This is a genomic window from Chakrabartyella piscis, assembly GCA_030067835.1.
Classification (GTDB): domain Bacteria; phylum Bacillota; class Clostridia; order Lachnospirales; family Anaerotignaceae; genus Chakrabartyella; species Chakrabartyella piscis.
Map to the genome: position 1 here is coordinate 2,904,889 of CP092441.1, position 26,171 is coordinate 2,931,059.

22 protein-coding genes and 1 tRNA gene are annotated in these 26,171 nt (G+C 39.0%); 7 read left to right on the forward strand and 16 right to left on the reverse strand.

Features of this window, described 5'->3' with window-relative positions:
* Positions 1 to 18 precede the first annotated feature (18 nt).
* On the forward strand, positions 19 to 252 hold the full coding sequence (locus MJY40_RS13275) for a hypothetical protein (RefSeq protein WP_317854676.1): 234 nt from the start codon (positions 19 to 21) through the stop codon (positions 250 to 252).
* Between the two features lie 290 nt (positions 253 to 542).
* The gene (locus MJY40_RS13280; RefSeq protein ID WP_317854677.1) at positions 543 to 1,319 is read left to right on the forward strand and encodes a YdcF family protein; all 777 of its coding nucleotides are present in this window, start codon (positions 543 to 545) and stop codon (positions 1,317 to 1,319) included.
* A gap of 237 nt (positions 1,320 to 1,556) precedes the next feature.
* Here MJY40_RS13280 and MJY40_RS13285 read toward each other — a convergent pair whose 3' ends face one another.
* A complete protein-coding gene (locus tag MJY40_RS13285; protein ID WP_317854678.1) occupies positions 1,557 to 1,823 on the reverse strand; it encodes a DUF6809 family protein in 267 nt (88 codons plus the stop codon).
* 298 nt (positions 1,824 to 2,121) lie between these two features.
* Between MJY40_RS13285 and MJY40_RS13290 the strand changes: the two genes are divergently transcribed.
* Complete coding sequence (locus MJY40_RS13290) at positions 2,122 to 2,331, forward strand: helix-turn-helix domain-containing protein (protein ID WP_317854679.1); 210 nt, start codon at positions 2,122 to 2,124, stop codon at positions 2,329 to 2,331.
* 405 nt (positions 2,332 to 2,736) lie between these two features.
* Here MJY40_RS13290 and MJY40_RS13295 read toward each other — a convergent pair whose 3' ends face one another.
* From MJY40_RS13295 to MJY40_RS13310, 4 genes are all read right to left on the reverse strand, one after another.
* Positions 2,737 to 3,561 carry an ABC transporter ATP-binding protein gene (locus tag MJY40_RS13295; protein ID WP_317854680.1) on the reverse strand — a complete coding sequence of 275 codons (825 nt, stop codon included), beginning with the start codon at positions 3,559 to 3,561 and terminating at the stop codon, positions 2,737 to 2,739.
* Positions 3,552 to 5,078 (reverse strand): hypothetical protein, encoded by a 1,527-nt coding sequence (locus MJY40_RS13300; protein ID WP_317854681.1) that lies wholly within the window; start codon positions 5,076 to 5,078, stop codon positions 3,552 to 3,554. The genes MJY40_RS13295 and MJY40_RS13300 overlap by 10 nt, the downstream gene beginning before the upstream one ends.
* A gap of 10 nt (positions 5,079 to 5,088) precedes the next feature.
* Complete coding sequence (locus MJY40_RS13305) at positions 5,089 to 5,928, reverse strand: hypothetical protein (RefSeq protein WP_317854682.1); 840 nt, start codon at positions 5,926 to 5,928, stop codon at positions 5,089 to 5,091.
* A 69-nt stretch (positions 5,929 to 5,997) separates the two neighbouring features.
* Positions 5,998 to 6,366: a GntR family transcriptional regulator gene (locus MJY40_RS13310; RefSeq protein ID WP_317854683.1), complete on the reverse strand. Its 369-nt coding sequence runs from the start codon at positions 6,364 to 6,366 to the stop codon at positions 5,998 to 6,000.
* 210 nt (positions 6,367 to 6,576) lie between these two features.
* Here MJY40_RS13310 and MJY40_RS13315 point away from each other — a divergent pair, with 210 nt between their 5' ends.
* Entirely contained in the window at positions 6,577 to 7,155 is a 579-nt protein-coding gene (locus MJY40_RS13315; protein WP_317854684.1) for a hypothetical protein, read from the forward strand.
* Here MJY40_RS13315 and MJY40_RS13320 read toward each other — a convergent pair.
* The gene (locus MJY40_RS13320) at positions 7,094 to 7,843 is read right to left on the reverse strand and encodes an acyl-[acyl-carrier-protein] thioesterase (RefSeq protein WP_317854685.1); all 750 of its coding nucleotides are present in this window, start codon (positions 7,841 to 7,843) and stop codon (positions 7,094 to 7,096) included. The two genes, MJY40_RS13315 and MJY40_RS13320, sit on opposite strands and share 62 nt — an antisense overlap.
* Before the next feature lie 348 nt (positions 7,844 to 8,191).
* Between MJY40_RS13320 and MJY40_RS13325 the strand changes: the two genes are divergently transcribed.
* On the forward strand, positions 8,192 to 8,644 hold the full coding sequence (locus MJY40_RS13325; protein ID WP_317854686.1) for a hypothetical protein: 453 nt from the start codon (positions 8,192 to 8,194) through the stop codon (positions 8,642 to 8,644).
* A 49-nt stretch (positions 8,645 to 8,693) separates the two neighbouring features.
* Here the strand turns inward: MJY40_RS13325 and MJY40_RS13330 are convergent, their stop codons facing one another.
* The 5 genes from MJY40_RS13330 to MJY40_RS13350 form a co-directional block, all read right to left on the reverse strand.
* Positions 8,694 to 9,161, reverse strand: a complete 468-nt coding sequence (locus MJY40_RS13330) for a TspO/MBR family protein (RefSeq protein ID WP_317854687.1) — start codon at positions 9,159 to 9,161, stop codon at positions 8,694 to 8,696.
* A 192-nt stretch (positions 9,162 to 9,353) separates the two neighbouring features.
* Positions 9,354 to 10,355, reverse strand: a complete 1,002-nt coding sequence (gene add, locus MJY40_RS13335) for an adenosine deaminase (protein ID WP_317854688.1) — start codon at positions 10,353 to 10,355, stop codon at positions 9,354 to 9,356.
* A 356-nt stretch (positions 10,356 to 10,711) separates the two neighbouring features.
* Complete coding sequence (locus MJY40_RS13340) at positions 10,712 to 12,664, reverse strand: TRAP transporter permease (protein WP_317854689.1); 1,953 nt, start codon at positions 12,662 to 12,664, stop codon at positions 10,712 to 10,714.
* 103 nt (positions 12,665 to 12,767) lie between these two features.
* Positions 12,768 to 13,256, reverse strand: coding sequence for a DUF1850 domain-containing protein (locus MJY40_RS13345; RefSeq protein ID WP_317854690.1), 489 nt, complete (start codon positions 13,254 to 13,256; stop codon positions 12,768 to 12,770).
* Positions 13,257 to 14,243, reverse strand: a complete 987-nt coding sequence (locus MJY40_RS13350) for a TAXI family TRAP transporter solute-binding subunit (RefSeq protein ID WP_317854691.1) — start codon at positions 14,241 to 14,243, stop codon at positions 13,257 to 13,259.
* Between the two features lie 531 nt (positions 14,244 to 14,774).
* On the opposite strand from MJY40_RS13350, the gene MJY40_RS13355 reads away from it, so the two are divergent.
* Positions 14,775 to 15,497: a M48 family metallopeptidase gene (locus tag MJY40_RS13355; RefSeq protein ID WP_317854692.1), complete on the forward strand. Its 723-nt coding sequence runs from the start codon at positions 14,775 to 14,777 to the stop codon at positions 15,495 to 15,497.
* Positions 15,498 to 15,546: 49 nt separating this feature from the next.
* A tRNA-Met gene (locus MJY40_RS13360) sits at positions 15,547 to 15,620 on the forward strand.
* A 396-nt stretch (positions 15,621 to 16,016) separates the two neighbouring features.
* On the opposite strand, the gene MJY40_RS13365 is transcribed toward MJY40_RS13360, so the two are convergent.
* From MJY40_RS13365 to addA, 5 genes are all read right to left on the reverse strand, one after another.
* Positions 16,017 to 18,056 carry an N-acetylmuramoyl-L-alanine amidase gene (locus MJY40_RS13365; protein ID WP_317854693.1) on the reverse strand — a complete coding sequence of 680 codons (2,040 nt, stop codon included), beginning with the start codon at positions 18,054 to 18,056 and terminating at the stop codon, positions 16,017 to 16,019.
* Positions 18,057 to 18,491: 435 nt separating this feature from the next.
* A protein-coding gene (locus MJY40_RS13370) for an IS3 family transposase (RefSeq protein ID WP_317853734.1) occupies positions 18,492 to 19,603 on the reverse strand; the annotation gives its coding sequence in 2 pieces (ribosomal slippage) (positions 18,492 to 19,351 and positions 19,351 to 19,603; 1,113 coding nt in all).
* Between the two features lie 707 nt (positions 19,604 to 20,310).
* Positions 20,311 to 20,991 carry a hypothetical protein gene (locus tag MJY40_RS13375; RefSeq protein ID WP_317854694.1) on the reverse strand — a complete coding sequence of 227 codons (681 nt, stop codon included), beginning with the start codon at positions 20,989 to 20,991 and terminating at the stop codon, positions 20,311 to 20,313.
* A 111-nt stretch (positions 20,992 to 21,102) separates the two neighbouring features.
* Positions 21,103 to 21,735, reverse strand: a complete 633-nt coding sequence (locus MJY40_RS13380) for a regulatory protein RecX (protein WP_317854695.1) — start codon at positions 21,733 to 21,735, stop codon at positions 21,103 to 21,105.
* Positions 21,736 to 22,468: 733 nt separating this feature from the next.
* Entirely contained in the window at positions 22,469 to 26,164 is a 3,696-nt protein-coding gene (gene addA, locus MJY40_RS13385) for a helicase-exonuclease AddAB subunit AddA (RefSeq protein ID WP_317854696.1), read from the reverse strand.
* Positions 26,165 to 26,171 lie beyond the last annotated feature (7 nt).

Genomic DNA, 26,171 nt, shown 5'->3' on the forward strand with positions numbered 1-26,171 from the left:
TTAAGGAGGCAATCGATTATGTTACATATCGAAGAAGTAAACATCTATTCCGTAGACAAAGGTGACGATAGTTGGGCAATTGAAGGTGAAATTCTATTTGAGGATGATATTACTGCACCTTTTGAGGCAAGCTATCTCGCAGACGAAGACGAATTGGAAAGTTTGTCTGTTGAATTGGAAATGGACGAAACCTTCAATCGCAGTGCTCTCAAAGAATGGATTGTAAAAGCAGCAAACGAATATGAAGAATAAGGGCAACCTTCCAAAGAACGGTATTTGATATCGTTCTTTTTTTATGGAAAAATCCACATCATAAAAGAAACATTATTTACGTAGGGGTTGATGCCCACATCAACCCTAATGCAATAGACTGATATGTAAAGATCAGGTCGATGTAGGCATCGACCTCTACAGTATGAATTGCAAGCACCATTCAATTCTTAATCTGGAAATTTCCTTAAATCTTTCTAAAACTTTGGCAGATGGCTACACAGTCCATCTGCTTTTTGGTATACTAGAAAAAACGCCTTTTGGAGGTTCCCATGAATCCACGTAAAAAACACATTTTATATTGCATCAGCATCATCCTACTGTTATATGGTTTGGGGACTGCTGTTTTCACATTGACTGCAACTGGAAGTATGGTCATTATCTTTTTTGGTTTGCTTTTTTATTTCTATACCCTTTTCTACAACCAAATTCATATTTTGTGTCAGCAAAAACCTTGGAGATACCTATACCTTTTCGTAAAAACAGGGTTCTATATTTTTTGTATCACCTTTTTGATACACACCATCACCATCACGAAGGAAACATTGGTGCAACCAGAACAAGAAGCAGATGCCATCATTGTTTTGGGTGCTGGTTTGATTGGTGAAGATGTTTCTCTTTCATTGGCAAGTAGATTGGATACTGCTGCTGCATATCACCAAGCACATCCTAATTCTGTAATTGTGGTTTCTGGCGGTCAAGGTGAAAACGAAATTGTCACAGAAGCCTATGCCATGTCCAAATATTTGCAAAACACATATGATATTGGAAGCGATTCCATTTTGTTAGAAGAACAATCCACCAGAACCACAGAAAATTTCCAATATTCCAAACGCATTTTAGATGAGCATTTTGATGGAGATTACACTGCTATCTTTGTGACCAATGATTTTCATGTGTACAGATCTGAATTGCTGGCAGATTTGGCTGGTTTGGAAGCAGAAGGAATTTCTGCACCCAGTCCATGGTATTTGTTGCCCAATTATTATGTACGTGAATATTTTGCTCTCATCAAGTATCGTTTGGTGGATGCTCCGTTTTGGGTATAAATGGATATTCGCTTTTGGGTGGATATGGAATCCACCCCTACAAGGATATCGCCTGTTTTTCTTTGTCATCCTGAACGCAGTGAAGGATCTTAAGATTCTTCGTCGTTTCACTCCTCTGAATGACAGACCTACAGACTACTATTTTGTCATCCTGAATATTTGACGCTTGCGTCAAAGAGTGAAGGATCTTAAGATTCTTCGTCACTTTGTTCTTTTGAATGACAAAGCATCTTCATTTCATTGCAATAATTCCATTCCCACATGCACACCCAAAACAAATGCATTCACCTGTGCATCTATGGTGTCCTCATAGTCTTGTTCCAATCGCTTCCAAATATATTCCTCAAATCGATGTTTGTCCTCTTTGCTCATATGCCTTGTGAGGTATTCCATTTCTGTATCCAATAGATCTTCTGATTTTTTCTGTTCTTGATTCCTTTGGTATACTGCTTCCCATAACATAATATCGCCATTGAAGATGGATTTGATGGTTGATTTTGCCATAAGTACACTCCTTTTTTGTTTGTTTTTCAATGGGACAGCACAGCTATCCCCTACACATTTTTAATATTTTTGTTAATTGTTTAATTGAATAATTTAATATTATAGTATCGGGTTTATTTTGTCAAGATGTAATTTCATTTTTTAGTTAATTTTTTGATTTAGAATTGAATTATTTGACTTTTTACTGTATAATTTGATTATATAAACCACCGATTTGTAGGGATAGGGCTTGCCCCTGTCCGCTGACAACCGCAAGGGTTGTCACTACAGTATTGCATCTAAAAAGGAGTCACATATCATGGGTTCTATGGCAAAAAAAATTGAAATCTTGCTCATTGAAGCAGGCATGAATAAAAAACAATTGGCTGAAAAACTGGGTACTTCATCTGCTAATATTTCTGGCAAATTGAAACGTGATAATTTTTCCGAACAGGAACTCAATGACATTGCAGAAGCCTGTGGTGCATCCTTCAAGGGAATGTTTTTGTTCAACGAAAAAGAGATATAAGCCTAGAATGATAGGTTTATATCTCTTTTTTTGCGGGAGGATACTATCCTCCCCTACAATTACGGCACATTTATATTTTGTGGTTGTTCATATGATGGCAAGAGTAGAACCCTTGACCTACAAGGTGTATTTGGGTTTTGTAGGGGTGACGTTTCGTCACCCGATGGTATTGTGGTTGTTCGTAACAGGATGGGAAACCCATCCCCTACGATTATGGCACATTTATATTTTGTGGTTGTTCATATGATGGCAAGAGTAGAACCCTTGCCCTACAACGGTATTTGGGTTTTGTAGGGGTGACGTTTCGTCACCCGATGGTATTGCGGTTGTTTGTAACAGGATGGAAAACCCATCCCCTACGATTGCAGTACATTTGCAGTTATGGTAATTTCATTCTTCATTGTTTTACAATTCCCAAAACCGATTCCCATTATATCCAACCACTTCTTGCAAATAATCCTTGACACTTTTCCCTTGTTCTCGAAGCACATCCACCATAATATCTCCTGCCACCTTTTCATCCTTCAACACAACCACACGATCTACAATGTGTTCGATTTCATCAATTTCATGGGTGGTGATGAACACTGTTTCTTTCCCTGTCAAATTGGCAGTGAACACTTCCATAAAATCTTTTCTGGTGAACATATCTTTTCCCACAAAGGGTTCATCCATCAAAATGAATTTACATCTTTTGGCAAGTCCAGCTGCAACTTCCATTTTGGCTTTTTGCCCCTTGGACATATGCTTTGTTTTCTTATCTTCCAATTGGAAGAATTTCAGCATTTTCTGGAAGTATTCCATATCGAAATCCTTGTAGAAATCTGCCAAGAAGTCGCCATATTCCTGTGGGGTCAAATGGTTGAAAAAGGTCAAGGATTCACTGATGAATGCGATGTTTCCACGTTGCAAAACAGGATGCAATCCATCCAAACCAATGATGCCCTTTGGACGAATGGGATAGGAATCTGTAAATGCACCTTTCTCTGGCAATCTGCTTTCTTCTGTTACCAAACCGCCTTTTTTTGGCAATTCTTCCTTGAAATTGAAGTCATTCACACCCTCTGCGTATAAAATCCCAGCCAATAACTTCAACAAAGTGGTTTTGCCACAGCCATTTTCCCCAAGCAAAGCTACAATCTGACCATCTGGCACAGTCAAGGATACATCAGACAAAACCGCTTTTTCTGTATCGCTATAAGCAAACTGCAAATCTCTGATTATGACCATATGCCCACCCACTTTCCACCCTTTGGCAAGGAATCACCAAAGTATCTATAGTTGTAATTTTCAATGTATTGATAGGTCCCAATTTGTTCCAAAGACCGCTCTAAATTTTGATTTCTGCCAGCGTTGTAATAAGCAAATAAGCGGTCAAAGTCCTCATTGAAATCCGTTGCAACCTCACCTTTGTACAACAATTCTTTGGTATCCATATTCCAAATGGTGATGGTTGGCACATAGTTTGGATAGAAGTTTTGCAGTGGTTCCTCTGGTTGTTCCACTGTATACAGACACAAAAGATTGTCATGGTGCATTGCCATTTCCAAATATAAAGAACCTTTCTCCATCCAATCGTACAACTCAAGGGTTTCCAATTTGTCCCCTATCACCAAAATCAGTTGTTGTCTATCTTGTTCCCACACGCTACTACCTTCATATTGTTCCACCAAAATTCTACTGGTGTACTGTAGCACCACATCTCCTGTTCCATTCTCTGTATAGGTGAAGTCCAAATCTCGCACCTCATTTGGATTGTTGCTCCCCAAGAACAATTCATCCAACAACTTTCCTGTTCTATCATACATTTGCAAATAGAATCCGCTGTCTTTTTTCACAGAAACACCAAGTTTATCTTTGCCCAAACCAAACAATTGTAGCGGTTTCACTTCCTCCAAGGGGAAGCTGACGATTGCTGTTGCTTTGCCACGTTTGTTTTCAAATTCCACACCTTTGATGATGTTTTCTTGGTGCATATAGGGCAAGAAATCGTCATCGGATATAAAGTATAAGGTGTTGTTGCCCACCATATTGCTCCCTGTTTCCATCATAGCAAAGATGCCATCTTCTGCAACAATGGTTTGTCCGTTGTAGTAGTTGCCAAAGGATTGACCTGACCACATATTCCCAGCCACATTCCTTTGCTCCACAATATATCTATCTTCATTCAAATACATTCCTGTGGAAAGGGTCACATCTCCACGATTATTTTCTCTGCTATATACAGTCATGCATACTTCACCTTTGGAAACAATGGCTGTTTGGATATATTCATCACTATCCAAATTCTTGTTCATAAATTCCAAACCTTCTGCATCCGCTTCCCCAATCATATCCGCTGTGGGCACCCAACCTTTACGCACTTCCACCATATCCTCTGATGTGGGGATGAGGTCCATATATGCGCTATCCCCTTGAACAGATTCATTTATGCTATAAGGATAAAGGTTGTATTTTTCTGTGCCTGTCACACCATCAAATTCTGCCAAGAACAAACTATGTCTTTCCCTGCTGGAAAGTGCATCATATTTTGCCTCTGCTCCATTTTCATCAATGACATAGGTAAAACCACAAGAATCATCGCCAGCAAATCCTGTTATAGGGAAGTGTGCCAAATAACTTCTATCTCCAGAAATATCCACCAGTTCGAAGGTGCCATTATCCTTTGCCAAAGCGAAATAGCCACCAAGCCCCATTATCACCAAGAGAGATAGGGCAAATACACCAATAAATGAATTTCGTTTCATACAATCCCTCCTAAACATTACGGCGTTTCGCCATCATCACCATACCAAACACCAAAACACCAACAGCAAGCACCAAAGCAATCCCTGATAGATAGAAAGTTGCAGGCATTTCTTGGATATCTCCAAAACTACGTTCAATGAAGCGGTATCCAGCCACATAGAAGCCCAAAACCACTTGTGCCAACATAGCAAGACGAGTGAACAGTCTATCGGTGTACAAAGCACCCAAAACCGTTGCCACAATCACAAGGGATAACCCGCTCACCAAACGCATCGCCTGCAAACCAGATACAGGAAATGCAGAAGATAGGAAATCACTTCTTTGGAAGGCAAGATACAAACCATTGTTGAGGGTGGCATCCATTCCTGTTAAGGTGCTACCATTTTGCAGATGATAAACCACGTCTTGGGCTGCGTTTTCACACAATGCTGTCAATGGGAAATACAAAACAAAAAGCATCAGGAACCAGACTGCAAAATACATCACCACAACTGTAGTCAGATTCCATACAAAGGAAAGAAAGACTTGCTGGCGTTTCATAGGCAGAAGCATCAAGGAATAGATTCCCTTTCCATTGGTGGAAAAGCTGACCATTTGCACGAAAGCACACACCAGAAGTGCCAAAAGTCCAAAAGCAAAGACAAACTCCACCATGCTATAATCTACAATCTGGTCATAGGTGCGAAAAGCATTTGGAAAGAATGACATATCCTGACCACTGCCTTTAGGCATACCATAACCAAAAACCATGCAAAAACCAATGAAAGCTGTTGCAATTACAATCCATTTTCCATATTGTTTCATAAACCAAGTGAATAAATAATTGGTTAATGTCATTGTTTGTTTCATATTGTTTCCTCCTTGTTTTGTTTGGGGTTCTGGCGGATACTATCCGCCCCTACAATTGCAGTTTATTGGTCACCACAACTCCTGTAACAATTTTTCTATATCATCCAAGGTCAGCTTGTTTTCCTTAGCTCGGTTCACAAAATCCTGTACCAAATCCCTTGTCAATTCCTGTTGAATTTCTTGTAACATTTCTTCGTCATAAAATAAATTACTGACGGTGTTTTTGTATGTGGAAATCAAACCTTCCATCTCCAAAGCACGAAATGCCTTTTGGACTGTGTTTGGATTGATACGCAGTGTGGCAGCAAGTTCTCTTCTGGAGGGAAATGCTTCGCCACTTTCTGCATTGCCTAGAAATATTTGACGTTTCACAAAGTTTACAATTTGGGTATAGACTGGACTATTGGTGTCTAGTTGCATATCTTTGAATTGTAGCATTTTCTCCTCCCTTCACTTTTTCACCATATATTCATCATAATTACATCACATATTTTAAGTGTATTATATGCGTAATACACTTTGCTGTCAAGTAATTTTCCAATGTTTTCATAGTATTTTATTTCCAATGGGTTGCAAACTAGCAAAATGAACAACAGCATTGTTGATGGTGACACGTTTATCTGTCATTCCATACACCTTGGAGGTACTATGAAAACACATACACTTGTTTCAATTTCATTATTTGGAGTTTTGTATCTATTTTCCCTATTGTATCCACAATTACCAAACATGGATGGTTTGCGATTGGTTTTGGTCTGTCTTTGTTTTGTGGTGGCAATGGAATTTGGCAACCCAAAGTCTGCTTTTTTGACCCTTTGTGCCGATTATTTCATTTTATTCACACCATACTATGCCATTGGGATTTTGCTATTTGGCTTTGTACACATATTGTATTTGGAACATCTATTACAAAAGCAATTCTCCTATCTATATTGGATTTTACCCTTTTGTACTTTGTTACCCTTGACTGTTTTTGGGTTGTTATATGGAATTTTGTTCAGTATCCATATTTTCTACGCAACAAAAAAGGCACCCACTTTTGGATACCTCTTGGCTTTGATTTTATTTGCTTTTGGTGATATTCTCGTTGGTGTTGGCTATTTCACCATAACCAAACCTGCTTGGATTTGGCTATTTTATGCACCTTCTCAAATGCTATTGGCGCTTACTGCCAAAGGGTTACCACTTCTGCAATGGTTTTACCCTCTACATCCAACAAAAGACTGATGACTTCTGTGTGGTTCTCTTGTTCTGTCACAAAGGTTTTCAGTTGCACCACTTCACCACGTCTACACTCTTTGCGATAAATGATACGAATGTCAAACAAATCCATATCTTCATAGATTTCATCTGCCACATCGTCCATTGCCCACTCCAAATACTTCACATTGTTGGCATGTCCATTGCTGTCTGTGTCACGTCTGGTGACCAAAAACTCCCTTGTGGTGATTTCTTCTCCTAAATTTGGCTTTGCCATGACATATTTTTCATTTGGAATGGATGGCTCCAAACCTGTGTGGTATTTGTCAATCATCTCTTGTGGCACTGTGCTAGGGTGTCTGGTTTCCAAATCCAAAAATACCCATCTGGAAATGGCTTCGATCATTGTATTGCCTCGATCATCAGAAATACAATAACTTCTGGAAGCTTGCATACGTTTGATTTTATCATTCCATGTGAACATGTTTGTTGTTTCATTTGCTCTAGGTATTTTGTGTATGATTATGTGCCAATTGATGACAGCCCAACCTCTTTTTGCAGATGCCAAATACTGAAAATCAAACCCCAACTTGTCAGAATGGGCAATTCCAGCTTCTTGTAACTCCAATAAAACTGCTGCTGGTGTCATACGTCCCATAGTGTCCAGTTGTTGATATGAAACTTGTTTTTGTTTGCGATACCCAACATTTTCCATTTTTCCATCTCCTTTTTTTCAGTATACTACAACATATTTCCTACTTGCAAGAAGAAGTATTGCAAAAAAACACAAAAATTTTGTAAAAAGACTTTCCTAAAAGACAAAAAAATGATAGAATAAAACGAAACAAAATAAAAAGGGAATATTACATAGCCCTAATTGCAAAATTTGTAAGTAGATTTTTTCGTCAGAATTGTTAAAAAACGGAGGCGATATCGGAAATATCGTCGAGTATTTTTGACACTTATGACGAGAAAATAAACCACAAAGGTTGTGATAGAGGGTTGTGCGGTATTGCCTAAAGGGTTACAGGCTTACATTGCCTGTTGGGGAGGAAAAAAACATATGAATCCATCTGATATCTTAATCATCATCACCATTATTCTTGCAATCATTGCTGGTGCTTTGTATTTCTTGAACAAAAAAAGTACACGCCAAATGATCAAAGCACAGGATTTCATTGAACAAAACCGCACCACAGTACAAATCTTTATCATCGATAAAAAACAAGAAAAACCATCACCAACCAACTTACCAAAAGCAGTTTATGAACAAATGCCAAAATCCTCTAAAATGCGTAAAAGCAATTTGGTGCGTGCAAAAGTTGGTCCACAAATTGTAACTTTGATGTGTGACAAACCTGTTTATGAAGTATTGCCTGTAAAGAAAAACGTAAAAGTAGAGCTTGCTGGTATGTACATCATCGGTATGGTTGGCTTGAACTTGGAAGATAAGAAAAAGAAAACTTGGAGCGAAAAAATGTCTGCTTCCATCAATAAAAATGTAAGTAAAAAATAATGAATATAATGAAAGGTGTCGCTGATGCGACACCTTTTTTGTTGCATGATCACTTATTCAAAAACCATATTCCAAGATTCAAATAGCCTGCAAACACCAGCCACAGGATATATGGAATTTGTAATTTCGCTGCTAGGGGTACACTTTTGGCAAAAGAAGCTGTCATGGCAAGCACCAATAGCAACAATGCCACCAACCAAAAGAAAGCAAACAATGTCCATTCTAAGGTAAAGAAGAAATACACCCAAAAAACATTGACAAAAAGTTGTGCCAAAAACAATTTGATGGAGGTTTGCCAGCTTTCTCCTTTTTTACAATAGACCATGGCAGCACCAACACCCATCAGGATGTAAAGTGCCATCCAAGCCACAGGAAACACCCACGATGGTGGTGATAAGGGTGGTTGGATCCAATTCCCGTATTTCTCCATGGAAGATTGGTTCAAGAAGCCTGAAATCCCACCTAGCACCAGTGGTAAACCAATAAAAAACGCATACTCTTTTTTACATTTGCTCATACTATCACACCTTTTTTTCAGATGTTTTAGTGTATGCAAAAATAGAATGTTTTATGTACAAGCAAAAGGGAGGATATGGAATCCTCCCCTACAATCACAAATCAAATGCTTGTAGGGAATGGTCTTGACCATTCCTCATAGTTAATGGATGAAAATAGGAGGGCATTGAAACCCTCTCCTACAATTGCTATATTATAGTTTTGCAAGAAATTCTGCTTTGTCTTCTTCTGGCATAAAGCTACCTTCTATAGCATTTGCAATCATTTGTTTCAAATCATCATATGTGAAGCCCATTTCCAAACAACGATCATATTCATCATTGATATCAATGCCAAACAAAGTCATATTATCGGTATTGACTGTCACTTTCAGACCAAAATCATACATACGTTTCATGTAATGTGTGTTATAGTTTTCTGTGGTTTGACAGCACACATTGCTGGTTGGACACACTTCAAAGACAATACCCAAATCCTTTGCACGTTGGCACAAAGCCAAATCTTCATAGATATGATGACCATGACCCACACGTGTCACACCAAAATCAAGTGCATCTGAAACGGTATCAGGACCTTGGCTATCCCCTGCGTGACAAGTTCTAGGTACAGAAAGCTCTTTTGCCAAGTCAAACACAGGTGCAAAGTTAGAAAGTGGCACAATGCCCTCTGCGCCAGCCAAATCCAAAGCCACAACGCCTTTACCAAGGTATTCTTTGGTCAAGCGTACTGTTTCCAAATTGGCTTCCATATTGATGGTTTCTGCGCCAAATACCATTGCACACAAGATGATACCCACTTTGATATCTGGATTTGCAGACAAGCCCATTTCCAAGCCTACAAGGACTGCTTCAATTGCATCCTTTTGGGTCAAAGCCTTTTGTGTATGGAGCTGTGGTGCAAAGCGAATTTCTGCATAGGCAATGCCAGTTTCAGCCAGCCAATCAATAAGTTCTTTTGTGATACGAGTCAATGCAGATGCTTCTTGCATGATTTTCACTGGGATTTCAAAGCGTTCCAAGCATTGGTTCACATCTCTACAACCCTTAGGTACCATAATCAAAGGAATGAATTCTTCCAATGTGGTTGCTTCCACAGCAACTCCTTGTTCCTGCACCAATTCCCAAGCGGTTTCTGGCAAAATGGAACCATCCAAGTGCAAATGCAAATCAAATTTTGGCAAATCGTATGTAGACATGTATATACCTCCTAAATATTTATGGTTTGTGATAGTTTAAGACGGGATGTCGGGGACGCCATCCCCTACAATTACATCATTTTTGTGGTTTGTGGCAGTTGATGACGGCAAGAGTAGAACCCTTGCCCTACAATGGCACACTTATGTTTTGTACCTGTTCATGACGGGCATCCACATAGGGGGGTTCCCTACAAGTACATCATTTCGGTTTTCGTAGGGGCGACCAGTGGTCACCCGTTCAAAGAGCAACGGTCAGTTTGTAGTGATTGATTACGATTGATTTCAGTATATCACAAAAGCCTTTTGTTGTACAAAAAAACAGGCAGATTCCTCCACCTGTTTCATTTTTATATTGATTATGCCATTGCTACAGAAGCATCTTTTTTATTTGCAATCACTTGGAATGTAATTACTGTTGCGATGATAACCAAGCCAATGATATCTGTCATTGTGCTAGGGTAAATCAACAACAAGCCAGTTACCAGACAAAGCAAACGTACAGGCAATTTCATATCACGAAGCATAAATCCAATCATACCACCTGCAATGGAGAACATACCAGCAGAAGATGTGATGATTACCATAATAACCTTTGGAATGGTTGTGTCAATGAACAACAACGCATAATCAAATGCAAAGATATAAGGCACAATGAAAGCTGCAATTGCAAGCATAGTTGCGTTGAATGCGGTTTTCATTGGATTTGCACCAGCGATTGCTGCACCTGCATAAGCTGCCAAAGCAACTGGAGGTGTGATATCTGCAACGATACCGAAGTAGAATACAAACATATTTGCTGCAATGATATTCATACCCATACCATTGATGAGGATTGGTGCACAAGTTGTTGCCATAATGATATAGTTTGCAGTTGTTGGTACACCCATACCAAGGATGATACAACAAAGCATTGTAAGGAACAAAGCAACCAAAAGGTTATTGCCAGCAACACCAACGATTGCAGAAATGAAAATTTGACCCAAACCAGTCATACTTACAACACCAGCAATGATACCTGCCATACCACAAGCAGCAGCAACAGACAATGTACCACGTCCACCACTTTCCAAAGCATTGAAGAAGCTTTTTGGTGTCATTCTATTTTCTTTATTGACCATGCTCACTGCGATTGCAACGAGTGTAGCATAGATTGCGGATCTACTCATGGTAAAACCATCAATGATCATATATACCAACATAACCAATGGCAACAAAAGGTACATATTTTTGATCAAGTGTTTGAATTTAGGCAATTCGTCTTTTGGAATACCCATGAGTTTCAATTTACGTGCTTTGAAATGTACCATCAAGAAGATACCCAAGAAGTACAAGAATGCAGGCAAGATTGCTTTTTGGATGATGCTCGCATAAGGAACACCACACATTTCAGCCATCAAGAATGCTGCTGCACCCATGATTGGTGGCATAATTTGACCACCTGTGGAAGATGCTGCTTCTACAGCACCAGAGAATTCTGCTGGATAACCAGTTTTTTTCATCATAGGAATTGTGATACTACCTGTTGTTACAGTATTACCAACGGAGCTACCAGAAACCATACCACAAAGAGCAGAAGAAATAACCGCTACTTTTGCAGGACCACCAGCACTTGCACCAGCAATTGCATTTGCACAAGAAATGAAGAAGCTAGAGATACCAGTTGCTTCTAGGAAAGCACCAAAGATGATGAACAATACGATAAATGTGGAGCAAACACCAACAGGAACACCAATAACCCCTGTAGTGGTATAGAACAAGTTATAGACAATACGTTGCAATGGCAAGCCTGTTGTAAAGCTATAGATGACGAAACAAGATGCTACAACCAAAATTGGAATACCTGTTACACGTCTACATGCTTCTGCCAAAACCAAAATACCAATGATACCCAAAACCACTTCCAATGTACCAATACGAGTTGCTTTTGCCACAATGGTGCTGAGGTTCATTGCATAATAGAAGAAACTTCCAGAACCAGCAATCCCCAAAACCCAATCATACCAAGGGATATAATTGACTTTTTGGTTGCCACCTTTTTTTCTAGGGTAAATCAAATAAATCAAAACGATTACACAGCCCAAGAACAAACAACGTCTGATTTGTTCACCCCAATTGGACCACATATTCATATATACCATAAACAAAGCAAATGCGATGGTCAACACCTTGACGATCATCTTTGGTACGCCTTCATAAGGTCGCACATTGGCTTCCCTATCGTACTTTTTCATGATATCATCAAGAGCATCCTCTTGACTCATTGCTTCCAAATTCACATCTTGTTCTGGTGTTCCTTTTTTCTTGAACATCGGTGTTCCTCCCCTTCATCTTTGCTTGTCATGTTAATTAAAGCATTTCTATTACAGTCTATGTAGGGAACGGTCTTGACCGTTCCCTACAAAACGTATCACATTACGATTCGTAGCATAATTGTATGTTGCGCTCCTCATTGCATAGCTCTTTCAAACTAATGCTTTCGCCATTTATGGTCAATGTATGGTCATAAACGGCACTAATATTATAGTACAAATTGGGAATTATCGTATCGATACCAGAGACAATCATACCACCGTCATCTGTTTCCACCATGGTCTGACCTTCTGCAAGTTGGGTTTGCACCCCAGCTCCAAAATGATAATACAAGGTTTCGTATACCATGATTTCACCATCCACAATACGATATCGATCTTCTACCAAACTTTGATTGACAGAATGTTTGAATCCCACAGAAAATTCCCCGCTTTCTTCCAGAGGATAGCGTGCAATTGTCTTGCCATCATTTCCACTCCTCACAACCAGACAACTTTCTGTGCCATTCACCTGAAAAATAGCAGTTACGGCAATGAGAATTACCGCAACTACTATGAATAAACTTTGTTTCTTTAATTTGAAGTGTGACAATTAGTCAATTGCTCCAACTTCTTTGTAGTATTGTTCTGCACCAGGGTGGAATGGTGTAGGAATACCTTGAACAGCAGATTCTACGCTCAAAACGGAGAATTTATCGTTACTTGCTGCCAAGTCTGCTTGGTTTTCGAACATTGCTTTTGTCAATTCGTAGATAGCTTCTGTAGAAACATCATTGGAAGCGATCAATGTAGCGTTAACGCTTACTGTTTGTGCATCTTCAGAGATACCGTTGTATGTACCACCTGGGATTACTGTTTGTACATAGAATGGATAGTCAGCCATCAAAGTTGCTGCATGAGCATCATCCACTTCCAACAAAACAACGTCTTTGGAGATTGCCAAGTCAACGATTGCAGTTGTAGGAGCACCAGCTGTTACGAAAGCTGCGTCGATTTTACCATCTTTGATACCATCAGCAGCATCAGAGAAGGAACCATTTACTTTATTGATATCGGAATTGATGTCAATACCGTAAGCAGCTAAGATTTGAGTTGCATTGAACTCAACACCACTACCAGCGTCACCAACGTTTACTGTTTTGCCTTTCAAATCTTCAATGCTGGAAATACCAGGTGCAGCGATGATTTGACATGTTTCTTCATACAAGCTTGCAACAGCTGTGAAGGATGTGAACTCTCCATCTTCAGCGAACAAGTCTGTACCATTGTAAGCATAGTACATAACGTCGTTTTGTACGATTGCCAATTGAGAGATACCATCTTCTACGTCCAAGATATTTGCTTTGGAAGCACCTGTAGATGTTACTGTCAAGTCTACGATGTCCATTTTGTCATTCAATACTGTAGCCATTGTACCACCATAAGGATAGTAAGTACCTGTTGTACCACCAGTACCATAAGTCAATGTTACGCTTTCTGCTGCAGAAGAATCTGCGGAAGAAGAACTACTGCCACAACCGCTCAAAACCATAACGGATGCCAAAACAAGTGCTGTTACTGCTGAAAAACTTTTTTTCATTATACCCATCTCCTCGTCTTTTTCTTTGAAACTGTATCGTTTCATTTGTTTTTTCGTAAATATACATTGAATTACATTTTATTCATAGCTTATTCTAACACATTTCATTTTTCTTTTCAATCGATTTTTTATAAATTTGTGCACAAATCTTTTTAATTATAGAAGTTTTTTATGCTTAATTTGATAAACTCTTGCAAATCTATTTATTTTTTCTATTATTTCGCATGAGAAATTCAATAAGAATGCATTCTATCTATACATTGTTAAATTTCTATCCTGCTGTTCACATATACAGTATTATACTTCTCCTAGTTTAAACCCCTATTTTTTTGAATAATTCAAGGTTTATATGCATATTTATTCTCTTTTTGCAATTCCTTCCAATTATACCACTTTGGTGCACCTCCATTTTTTCTGATAAACTGTATGATTTCCAAATTTTTATGGAATATATATAGACAGAAACCCTTCTTGTCGGTAAAATAGAAGAAATGAAAAACATTGTATCACTTTTGTTAGGAAGGAACTGCTATGACAACACACATCATTTCATTCCAAGGATTGCCATTGGAATATACTTTGGTTCGTAAGAACATCAAAAATATCAATTTACGTGTCAATAAAAAAGGGGACATTGTGGTTTCTGCACCAACGAAAGTGCCACTGGCTCAAATTGAAGAGTTCGTTTCTTCCAAAGCAAACTGGATTCTTTCTCGTTTGGCAGAAATAGAGCAAGCCATTTCCCAAGCAGCAGAAAGCAATTTTGAAAATGGCAAAGATTTATATCTTTTGGGAAATCCATACCCACTGCAACGTCATCTTGGAAATTTTGACATCCAATTGACAGAAGAAGCCATTCATTTGTACACACCAACAACTGATGAGTCTGTTGCAAAGGAATTTTATATGGCATGTTTGCAAAAGATTGCAACACCTGTGTTCCAAGATGCACTGGATCGTGTGTATCCATTGGTGAAAGATATGGGTGTACCCTATCCAGAAATCAAAATCCGCAATATGTCAACCATTTGGGGTAGCTGTTCTCCTCATACTGGTGAAATTCGTTTGAACTTGCAACTGATCAAAGCAGACACCGATTGCATTGACCAAGTGGTGTTACACGAATTGTTGCATTTCCTATACCCAAACCACCAAGCAGAATTTAAGGCTATGCGTCAAAAATTGATGCCTGATTGGAAAACACGTAAAAACCGTTTGCAGGATGAATACAAAGATGGTATTGGGGTAAAATAAACCTTGACAAATATATCCTACTTATTGTATACTATTTAGATACAATTAGCGCGGAGTGGAGCAGCCCGGTAGCTCGTTGGGCTCATAACCCAAAGGTCATCAGTTCAAATCTGGTCTCCGCAACTCAAAGTCTCAGTAGATTTTCTACTGGGACTTTTTTATTGTAACACAATTCAGGATGGGAAACCCATCCCCTACAACAACAATACACACTACAAAAAAAGATACCCCACATAGCAGGGTATCCCTAAAAACATAGATTCTTCGTCATTGCATTCCTCTGAATGACAAAATAGCAAATCATTTCATTGTAGGGGTGGATTCCATATCCACTCCTACAGACTGTCAAAACCCAAAGTACTTTTTGCCTTTAGCGTCGCAGACTTTAATCCACAGACAGGATTCACTCCTGTTGAGGACAAAAAGCAATTTCTAGGTACTTCGTAGAAGTACTTGTGCGAGGAAATTGTCTTTTTTTACCTACATCTACAACTTGAAATCCTGATTTCAAGTTATTCTTTATCTAAAATCGTAACGTTCCATAATATCTTCAACGCCTTCTGCCAAAGCTTTTGCTGTTGCTTTTTGGTTGCTTGTGGTAGAAATCTTCAATGCATCACCCACATTGGTCAAGAAACAAATTTCCACCAAAATTGTAGGCACTGTTGTCACATTCAAAATCAACAAGTCTGTTCTTTCTTTCAATCCACGATTGGTCAAACCAAGAGCAGAAATCAAATGACCTTGCATGATATCGGCTGCTGTTCCACTGGTCAACACCTTAGAAGAAGTGGTTTCTGTTTGTGGTTTATACAAAGTTTCTGTACCATTGGCAGTACCATTGTCTTCTGCTGCATTCAAATGGATAGACAGCATAAAGTCTGCAATTTCGTTGGCAGTTTGTGCTCTAAGTGCATTTTGTACATATACATCAGTATCTCTTGTTAAGTAGGCTTTGATGCCTGTATCTTCCAAATAGTCCACAGTCAACAATGCCAAGGTCAAAGTCAAGTCTTTTTCTGTCAAGCCATTGCCACTGGTACCTGGATCTGTGCCACCATGTCCAGCATCAATCAAGACCACGTTATCATACACATCTTTTGGATTTTTGATATAAATAACGCAACCATCGTCTATTTCTTCCACTTCATATGCCATATATTGGTTTTGGTAGAAACGAATTGTGGTATTTTTACTGGTGCTATCCACTTTGATACTATCCACCCAAGTATCGCCTACTTGCAAAGTACCATAACCCAACTCATCTTCGTAGTTTTCTGGTAAAATCACATCAAAATAACCCAATAAATACTGGTCGTCCATTTCGATATCATCTATATCAATGTCAATGTCATACAAATACAACGCATCATCTTTGCTATCGTATTCCATGTTATCCAAAGAAGATTCCATAATGGTGACAATCAGTTCGCCACTATAGGATTCCCAATCGCATTCCACAATGCCATCTACATACAAAGTGATGGTCACTGTGCTATCGTCTTCTTCGATATCGATTTCGGTGATATAATCCAAACTTTTTGCAGAAAGACTACTTGGCAATTCTGATTTGACATTTGGAATTTCCACAACCACACGATATGGATTCACCTGTGTTGTCACTTCTGCACCAAAGCTACCATCACCTTCAATGGTGATATAATCTCGGTTATTTTTGTTTGTGGCATCAATATCTTCCAATGTAATCATTTCAAAGGATACCATAACACTCTTTTGATCTGAGCTTTGGGTGATGGAATACTCCACATAGCTATCCAAATCCAAAACCACCCTTGTTACAGTGGTGCCATCAAATTCATGCTCCGCAGTACGAATTGAGGTGACAATGCTACTATTGGTGGATGTAATTTCAGAAGCCAAGCCATTGGAAACGTTATAGAAATCCAAAATAACTCTGGTATCATCCAATTTATATTCTTCGTAATGTGTCACAGCACCACTGGAAACCACTGTGAAAATCTGTGCATCCTTTGTGGAAGATGGTGTCACCACACTTGTGGTTTTTACGCCTGTGGAAGTGGATGTAGATGGTGTTGTCACAGTTGGTGCTTCATAGCCACTTGTTGTAATTGCAACAGTTCTTGTAGCATCCACCCAAGTCAAATCCAAATCCAATGCATCTGCCAAAGCACGCACTGGCAACATCATACGATCGTTGATGTTCATTGCTGGCACATCCAAGTCAAATGCCACACCATTTTTCATTGCAACATCTGCATCAGCACTAAAAGCAATGGCATAATCATCACTCATGATGAAGGCTTGACTGGTTTCTGCCACCCAAAGAACTTCACAACCTAAGGCTTCTGCAATGACACGCATAGGCAACATGGTTCTGCCATCAATGCTGACAGCCGGCATATCTTCTGTTTCCAATTCCTCATCATCTATGACAATATGAATGGCATCTGCATCATAAGAATGATTTGCACCATTATAATATAAGTTCATTTGTACTTCCTTTGCCAGAACCACCTGTGGCACCATCATACTCATTGCCAAAAGGGCTACTGACAGCCTTTTTAAAATTCCCTTCATTGTATCCTCCAAAAAATATATTCAGCCACAATAGGCATAGTTATCTACACTATACTCATTATAGCAGATTTTGTCGAATAAAAAAGGTGAAATCTAATTTTGCAATAATTTTTTAATAATTGTGTTACAATTTTCCAACAAAACTCTGAACAAAAAATAACAATGAAAGAAAACAGGCTTTGGTATACACAAGATTATTTATATAATGTGTAGTGAAGCAGGAAATTGAGTGGCAAAATTTTAGTTTTTAATTTATTCAAATGTTAGAGCCTTTTAGACCGTACCTTTTGACACCAAAAGGTGGGTCATCATTTTGCAAGCAAAATCACCTACGGTGACCGCCATATCTTTGGCGGTGAGTCCAAAAGTGCCACTCTTTGCGAAGGCGTGGAGCCACGCTATAAGGTGGAATGTCAACACTTTTTTGGACAATTTTTATAAGGTCAGTACCCGATATTCGGCTGGTGTTCTATAATCCAAAGAGCCATGCAAACGTATGTTATTGAACCAATGCACATAGTCTGCAAGTTCTAACTTCAATTGCTCCAAACTGACGAAATTTCGTCCTCGAACAAATTCTGTTTTGAATACCTTGAAATTGGCTTCTGCAACTGCATTATCATAGGGGCAGCCCTTCATGCTGAGGGATCGTTTGATCTGAAACACATCTAACATTTCATCAATGAGATAGTTTTTAAACTCGCTGCCTCGATCCGTATGGAACAACTCGATTTCAGATAAATTCCCTTTGATTGTTGCAAAAGCATCATATACCAACTGAGCATTTTTGTGAAGTCCTGCACTAAATCCAACGATTTCTCGGTTGAATAAATCAATTAAGATACAAACATAGTTCCATTTATAGTTCACTCGAACATACGTCAAATCCCCAACAATTACTGCATTGGGAGGCTGGTTATCAAATTGACGAGCTAGTTCGTTTTTTACTGGCGACTCATTGCATTGTTGCTTTTGTGGTTTGAACTTGGCAACGGTATAGACCGAAATTAGCCCTAAACGTTTCATAATGCGGCAAATTCTGCGTCTAGAAACCTGTTTGCCCAACTTCTTCAGCTCTTTTTTCATTTTACGACTTCCGTAGACTTCTTTATTTTCATAAAAAATCCGTTCAATTTCTTGTTCTAATTCCGTATCATCTTTCTTGGACGAAGCCTCGTAATAGTAGGTACTCCTGCTGATTTCAAGGCATTTACACATGGCTGATATAGAGTATTTGTGTCGATTTGCTCGAATTACAATTACTTTCGTCCGAATATCAGCGCCGCTTGCTTTAGTATGTCATTTTCCATTCGTAGCTGTTGTAGCTCTTTACGAAGTTTGATGAGTTCAGCTTCTTCTGGTGTGCGATTATCAGCTTCTTTTGTAGAACCAGTAGCATTGTAACGCTGTATCCAGCGATTCAGTGCCGATGGTGTTAAATCGTATTCACGATTGATATCTGCTTTCGATTTTCCGTTGTTATATAATTGAACCATCTGCTGTTTAAATTCTTCTGTAAATTCTCTTCGTTGTCGTTTTTTAGTCATGTAATCATCTCCTTATTTTATATTAGTTTTATTTTACATGACCTTATCTTTTCTGTCTAGTTAAGTATAGCCATTCCAAGGTGGTCAAGATGGGTCATCACTTTGCGAGCAAAGCCACCTACGGTGTCCGCCACTTCTTTGGCGGTGAGTCCTTATATATCCCCCTGGAAGTAGGAAGTGTAATGGTGTAAATCCTACGATTAGACCGTGAGTGACAAGCCCCTCACCTCTTGATTACTGTTTCAAAATCAAAGTAAGTAGTGAACAAATGACTTTTGATTTCCACTCAGCCTTTGTTTGCAAAGTGGAACCCTCTCAATTATTACTAGTAAAAGTTTTAATAAGCGTCTCTAGCCATGAAGGAAGTACGCTCAAGCCATAAATTATAGCAATAGCCATCTCTATTTCACCTTGCAAAGGAGTTTCGAGGGGTCGCAGCCCCCTTGAACCGTGCTCCACGCTTCGGAAGTAGTGGCACTTTTTGGACTCACCGCCAAAGATATGGCGGTCACCGTAGGTGATTTTGCTTGCAAAATGATGACCCACTTTTTGGTGTCAAAAAGTAAGATCTGAATGCTCTAAATAGTGAACAAATCCCAATCTAAAATTAATTCATAAACATCCAAACGGGTGACGAAACGTCACCCTACAAAACAAACGATACTACAGATTATAATCATAATCAATATAGCAATAATCAATTTCTATCAACCTACAATTTTTGCATTTGCCAATATATAATACAAATATCCATCTTCTGCATATTCTGTAAACACACCTTCAATTGTAATTGTATCGCCAATTTCTGGATACTGCCCATTCATCAAAGAAAACTCCAAGCCCGCCTGACAACAAGCTGTTGCATCCCATATGGCAACAAAGTGATACGCTTCTTCTGTAACACGATTCACATAAGCATCATACTCACCTGTCATACGCACTGTTTTTCCAATGTAATTCTCTGACCGATATGCCATATTGGATAGTTCTGCCAGCAACATGGTATTGCTATGTATGGTCAAATCCACAAAGTCACTGGTGGTATCAATGGTTTCTTCTGGTTCAGTGGTTTCTGGAATCACTGGTACTTCTATCACTTCTTCTGGAATTTCTTCAACTTCTATTGCATCAGATGTTTCCGCTTCCAAACCATCCTGTGTAACCTCATCTGCATCCATTTCTTCTATTCCCAATTCCATTTTTTCTTGGATTACAACTTCTTCAATTGCAACCGCTTCTTCCAAAACCACTTCTTCCTGCTCTGTTTTTGCTGCAATTTCAGCTTCTGCTGCCAAAATGGTTGCTGATGTTTCTTCCAAAGAACCACCACAACCCATCATCACCAAACAGCAAATACATAAAATTAAAATACGTTTCACTTGCTTCATTGCCATCACCTCTTGTTTGAATTTTCTGTTACCATACAAATTACATTTCTTTTATTTCTATGGTCAAATCAACGAGCAGCCCCTACAGGAATCTAGTTTCATTTTGCAATATCACTGGTCGCAATTGCCCATTTCGTCTATATAACGGAATGCTTTTTTGATGGTATCATAAGAATAGCCCTTACGTTGCAAAAATCCATAGAGCTGTTTCTTCTTCTTTTCATCTATCTCGTAGTTGCCACGCAATTTCTTTTCCAACAAACCAATGGCATCCTGTTCTTCTGATGGGTCTGCTGCTTCTATGGCTTCTGCAATCCATTCTTCACAAATCCCTTTTTGTTTCAATTCCATACGCAACAACATAGCACCCCTAGGACGTAATCGCAAACGTTCCTTCACATAACGCACAGCATATTCTTGGTCGTCAATATAGCGATATTCCTCCAAAAAATTCATAACACGTGTAATGATTTCTTCTGAGAACTCCTTTTCCAAGAGTTTTTGCTCCACTTCTTTTTTGGTACGCATTTTATATCCCAAATAAGATAAAGCTTTTTCTTGTGCCTGTATGTAAATCAAGCTGTCTTGGATATAATCAAAGGTTTCTTGTGGGATTTCTTTGCCAATTTCCAAACGAAAATACGCAATATCTGTATGAGACAATGCAAATACATAGTTGCCATCGACAAAAATATTCTTTTTATTGGGATCTCGCTTTTGCAAGGTCATATCTGTAATTTGCATGTTGTCACCTCTTGTGTGTTATGCTTATAATCTGTAGTGATGTTTGTTTTGTAGGGGTGATGTTTCGTCACCCGTTTGGATGTTTATGAATTAATTTTAGGTAGGAATTTATTCAAGTTTTAAAGCATTCAGACCTTACTTTTCACTGGAGAAAAGTAACAAAATCCACCACTACTTCCGAAGCGTGGAGCACGGTTCAAGGAGGCTGCGACTCCTCGAAACTCCTTTGCAAGCGAAATCCTATAGGTTCGAGAATAAATCGAACTTCGAGAAACCTTCCTTCTTGGCTGGTGACGCTTATTCTAATTTATCAAAATAGCAATTTTCTGGATTCCACTTTGCAAGCAAAGGCTGAGTGGAACTCAAAAATTATTTATTCACTACTTACTTTGGTTTTGAGCCAGTAATCAAGAGGTGAGGGGCTTGTCACTCACGGTCTAATCGTAGGATTTACATCACTAGTCATCTGTCTGTCGGGGGTATTTTTAAGGACTCACCGCCAAAGAAGTGGCGGTCACCGTAGGTGATTTTGCTTGCAAAATGATGACCCGTCGTGTTAGACCCCTTTAAATCGGGGCTCCACGCCTTCGCAAAGAGTGGCACTTTTGGGGTACCTTTTGGTGTCAAAAGGTACGGTCTATAAGTCTTTAACATTTGAATAAATTAAAGGATTGAATTATTATATTTATCTTCTTGCTTCACTACACATTATATAAATAACCTCGTATTTTACCTAGCACCTTTTATTTTTAAGCGGAACTATCTCTATCGCTTTTCCAAGTGCAAAGGAATAGATATAGGCTTTGGAAACTGGTTTCCCCAGACCTTTGCCAAGTGCCAATGCATACAATTCCATTTGGATTTGGTATCGTTGCAAATACTCTTCTTCCTTGTACAAGCGGTCGCTTTTGTAGTCTACCAGAACCACTTCCCCATCCAAAATATAATAACAATCCACAATACCATTGATGAGGATTTCATCTGTCACATCCTGATACTTTGCATCTTGATACACTTCATTTGCTGGCACCAACATAGCAAAAGGTCTTTCTCGTTCAATGATTTCTGCCTTCTGCAAATCCTTTGCCAAATCTGTTTTGAAGAATTTCATCATTTCACCATAATGCAAAGATTTTTCTTCTTCCACAGATAAAGTCCCTTGTTCCACCAATTCCATAGCATGTGCTTGCAAATTCTCTTGTGTGTATGTTTTTTGAAAATCCAAATATTGCATCAAAGTATGGGTTGCAGTTCCAATTTGTGCTGCTGTCAACTTTCCTTTTTCCTTTTGGATGCCAAGAGCTTCCACAGTATGGAGTCCATAACCCTGTGTTTCTACACCTTCTACCTCCATATTTTTGCGTTTCAATTCAGAAATGGAGCTTTTGCCCACCAGTTTTGTGGATTCCAAATTGGGATATGCCCAGTCATATTGTTTTTTGATTTCTTCTGTAAATTCTCCTGTTGCATGCTCTTTCCAATCTGCAAAGAAATTGGCTTTTTCTTGCTTTTCTTCTGCTTTTTCCATTTCCAAACCCAAAATATCTTCTTGTGTACAAACAGAAAATTTCCATGTAGATTCTTCATTTTGAAACAATTTGCCACCAAAATATCCTTTGTATTGACCATCTGTACAATCTACATTTGGATGTCTTTGTAAAGCTGGCATCACCCAATCCAAATAAGAATGCGCTCTACGCAAACGATAGATAGGCAATTTTTCTTTGCCATTTTCTCCATAGAGCTGCCATTTGCCCAAAGATTTTTCTACATTTGCCACATTGCCAATCAAAATCATCTTTTCCTTTGCACGTGTCATGGCAACATACAACACACGCAATTCTTCAGATAAATTTTCCAATCGCAACGATTCCACCAAAGCAGTTTTTGCCAAAGTGCGATACACTGCCCTCTGTTCCAAATTGGTATAATCCAAACCCATACCCCAAACTTGGTGTGCAATGACAGATTTTCTCAGATCCATTTCATTGAATTTTCCACCCATACCACCGATGATGACAACTGGGAATTCCAACCCTTTGCTTTTGTGAATGGTCATAACACGCACCAAATTTTCTGCTGCACTTTGGAGTTTAGCTGTGGAAGTTTCACCATCCACCATCTGCAAATCTTCCACATAGCGAATGAAATAGAACAATCCTTTCAAACTACCTTTTTCATATGCTTCTGCTCGTTCCAACAGGAGTTGCAAGTTGGCTTGTCGCAAATCACCACCAGCAGTCAAGCCTACATATTGGTAATATCCAGTTGCTTCATACAAATAGGAAATCAATTCGTATAAAGAAACCTCTTTGACTTTGTTTCGCCAATGCATCAAATCTTCATAGAATTTGGTCAGCTTTTCTTTTAAAATCGCATCTTCACCTGATTCCATATAAGCAAGCAAACATTCAAAGAACAAGCCTTTTTTCTCCATTTGACGCATCAAAATCATCTCATCTGCTGTCACACCATACAAAGGTGAAAAGAGCACTGTCAAAAGAGGTATATCTTGGTATGGGTTGTCCAAAATACGCAACAATTGCAAGATGGTATCCACTTCCACCACATCAAAATGACCACCTGAAGATTCTGCATAGAAGGGAATCCCTTGCACACCAAACACTTCTTCCAACACAGGCACCCAACTTTTGACACCACGAAACAGCACCACAATATCCCCATATTCCACAGGTCTATAGGTGCCACTTTTGCCATCAAACACATGGTAGCCAGATGCCACCAAATCTTGAATTCGTTTTGCAATGACCAAAGCCTCCAATTGCTTTGCACCCAAATCTTTGTATTCTTCTGGCACATCCAAATCTTCTGGAACTTCCTTTTCTACAAGGATAATTTCGTTGGAACCACCATGATTTTCTTCTGTTTCTGGGAAGGTAGCGCCTGCATAAAGTGCCACTTCTTCGTTGTATTCCACATCACCAAAAGCTGCTGACATGGCTTGTTTACAAATGAAATTGATGCCATCCAATACATTTTTTCTGCTTCGGAAGTTTTTGGAAAGCACAATTTTCTGTGTTTTGCCACCACTGCCAAATGGATATGTGTTGTATTTTGCATTGAACAGCTCTGGCATTGCCAAACGGAATCGATAAATGCTTTGTTTCACATCACCTACCATAAAACGGTTGTTTTGTCCCATTCCTTCTTTGGAAACGCTTGCCAAAATCATTTCTTGCACCATGTTGCTATCTTGGTACTCATCAATCATAATTTCATCGTATCTATTTTGTAATTCCAATGCTGCTTCTGTTGGAATAATATTTTGCAATGTACTTTCTGGATCCACCAAAACACGCAAACAGAAATGCTCATAATCATGGAAATCCAAAATCAATTTGTCTTTTTTGGCTTCTGCAAATGCATCCATAAACCCAATGACCAACTGACCCAAGTCACGCACTATAGGATATAACCCTTTGACCAATGCTGTCTGCATGTTTTCATCATAACAAAAGAAGGTTGCACCTAATTTTTTGATGACATCCTTAGCTTCGTTACGCAAAGACTTGATTTGCTCTGCAATTTCTTTATCATCACCTTTATAGGGTGGCAAACGTCCAAAATCAATGGAAACATAAGCCCTATGCCAATCCATATATCCACCAGAAAGGGACTCTTTCAACACTTCAACTGCTTCTGCTTCCCGTTCCAAAAGACCCAAATATCCATCCATACCAGTAGTTGTAGATGCCATCTTCATTGCTGTATCCAATAAGAATTCCACCAATTCCACATAGCCCAAAACACCTTCTCGAATCAAAGAAATCCATGGACAGTGGTTAATGGTTTCATTTTCTTGCAAATGGAATTTTTCTGCCATTTCCACAAGCAATTTCTTTGGATTGGGGTATCCTTGGACAAATTCGTAGAGTTGCAACACCAATTCTTGCAAACGATTGTCCTTGGTATCTTCACCAAAGGTTTCCAGTAGCACAAAGAATCCCTCATCTTCCTTAGAATATAAGGATTCAAAATAATCTGCCAGAACTTCTTTTTGCAACAACAACACTTCTGTTGGGTCTGCTGTTCTTGTGGCTGGATCAATCTCTAGGATATGATAGTATTCACGAATCACTTGCAAACAAAAGGCATGTATGGTTTTGATATCTGCACGTCCAAGAAGTGTCAATTGGTTTTGCAAATGGATATTTTCTGGTTGTGTTTCCAAATTCTTTGCAATGGCATTGCCGATACGTTCACTCATTTCTGCTGCTGCTGCATTGGTAAAGGTTACAACCAGCATACGATCCACATCCATTGGCGGATTGTCTCTGATGATTCTACCGATGATACGCTCCACCAAAACAGCAGTTTTGCCACTTCCTGCTGCTGCCGAAATAAGCAAATCACAATTGCGTTCTGATATGGCAAGAGATTGTTCTGTTGTCCATTTATTTCCACCCATTGCAAAA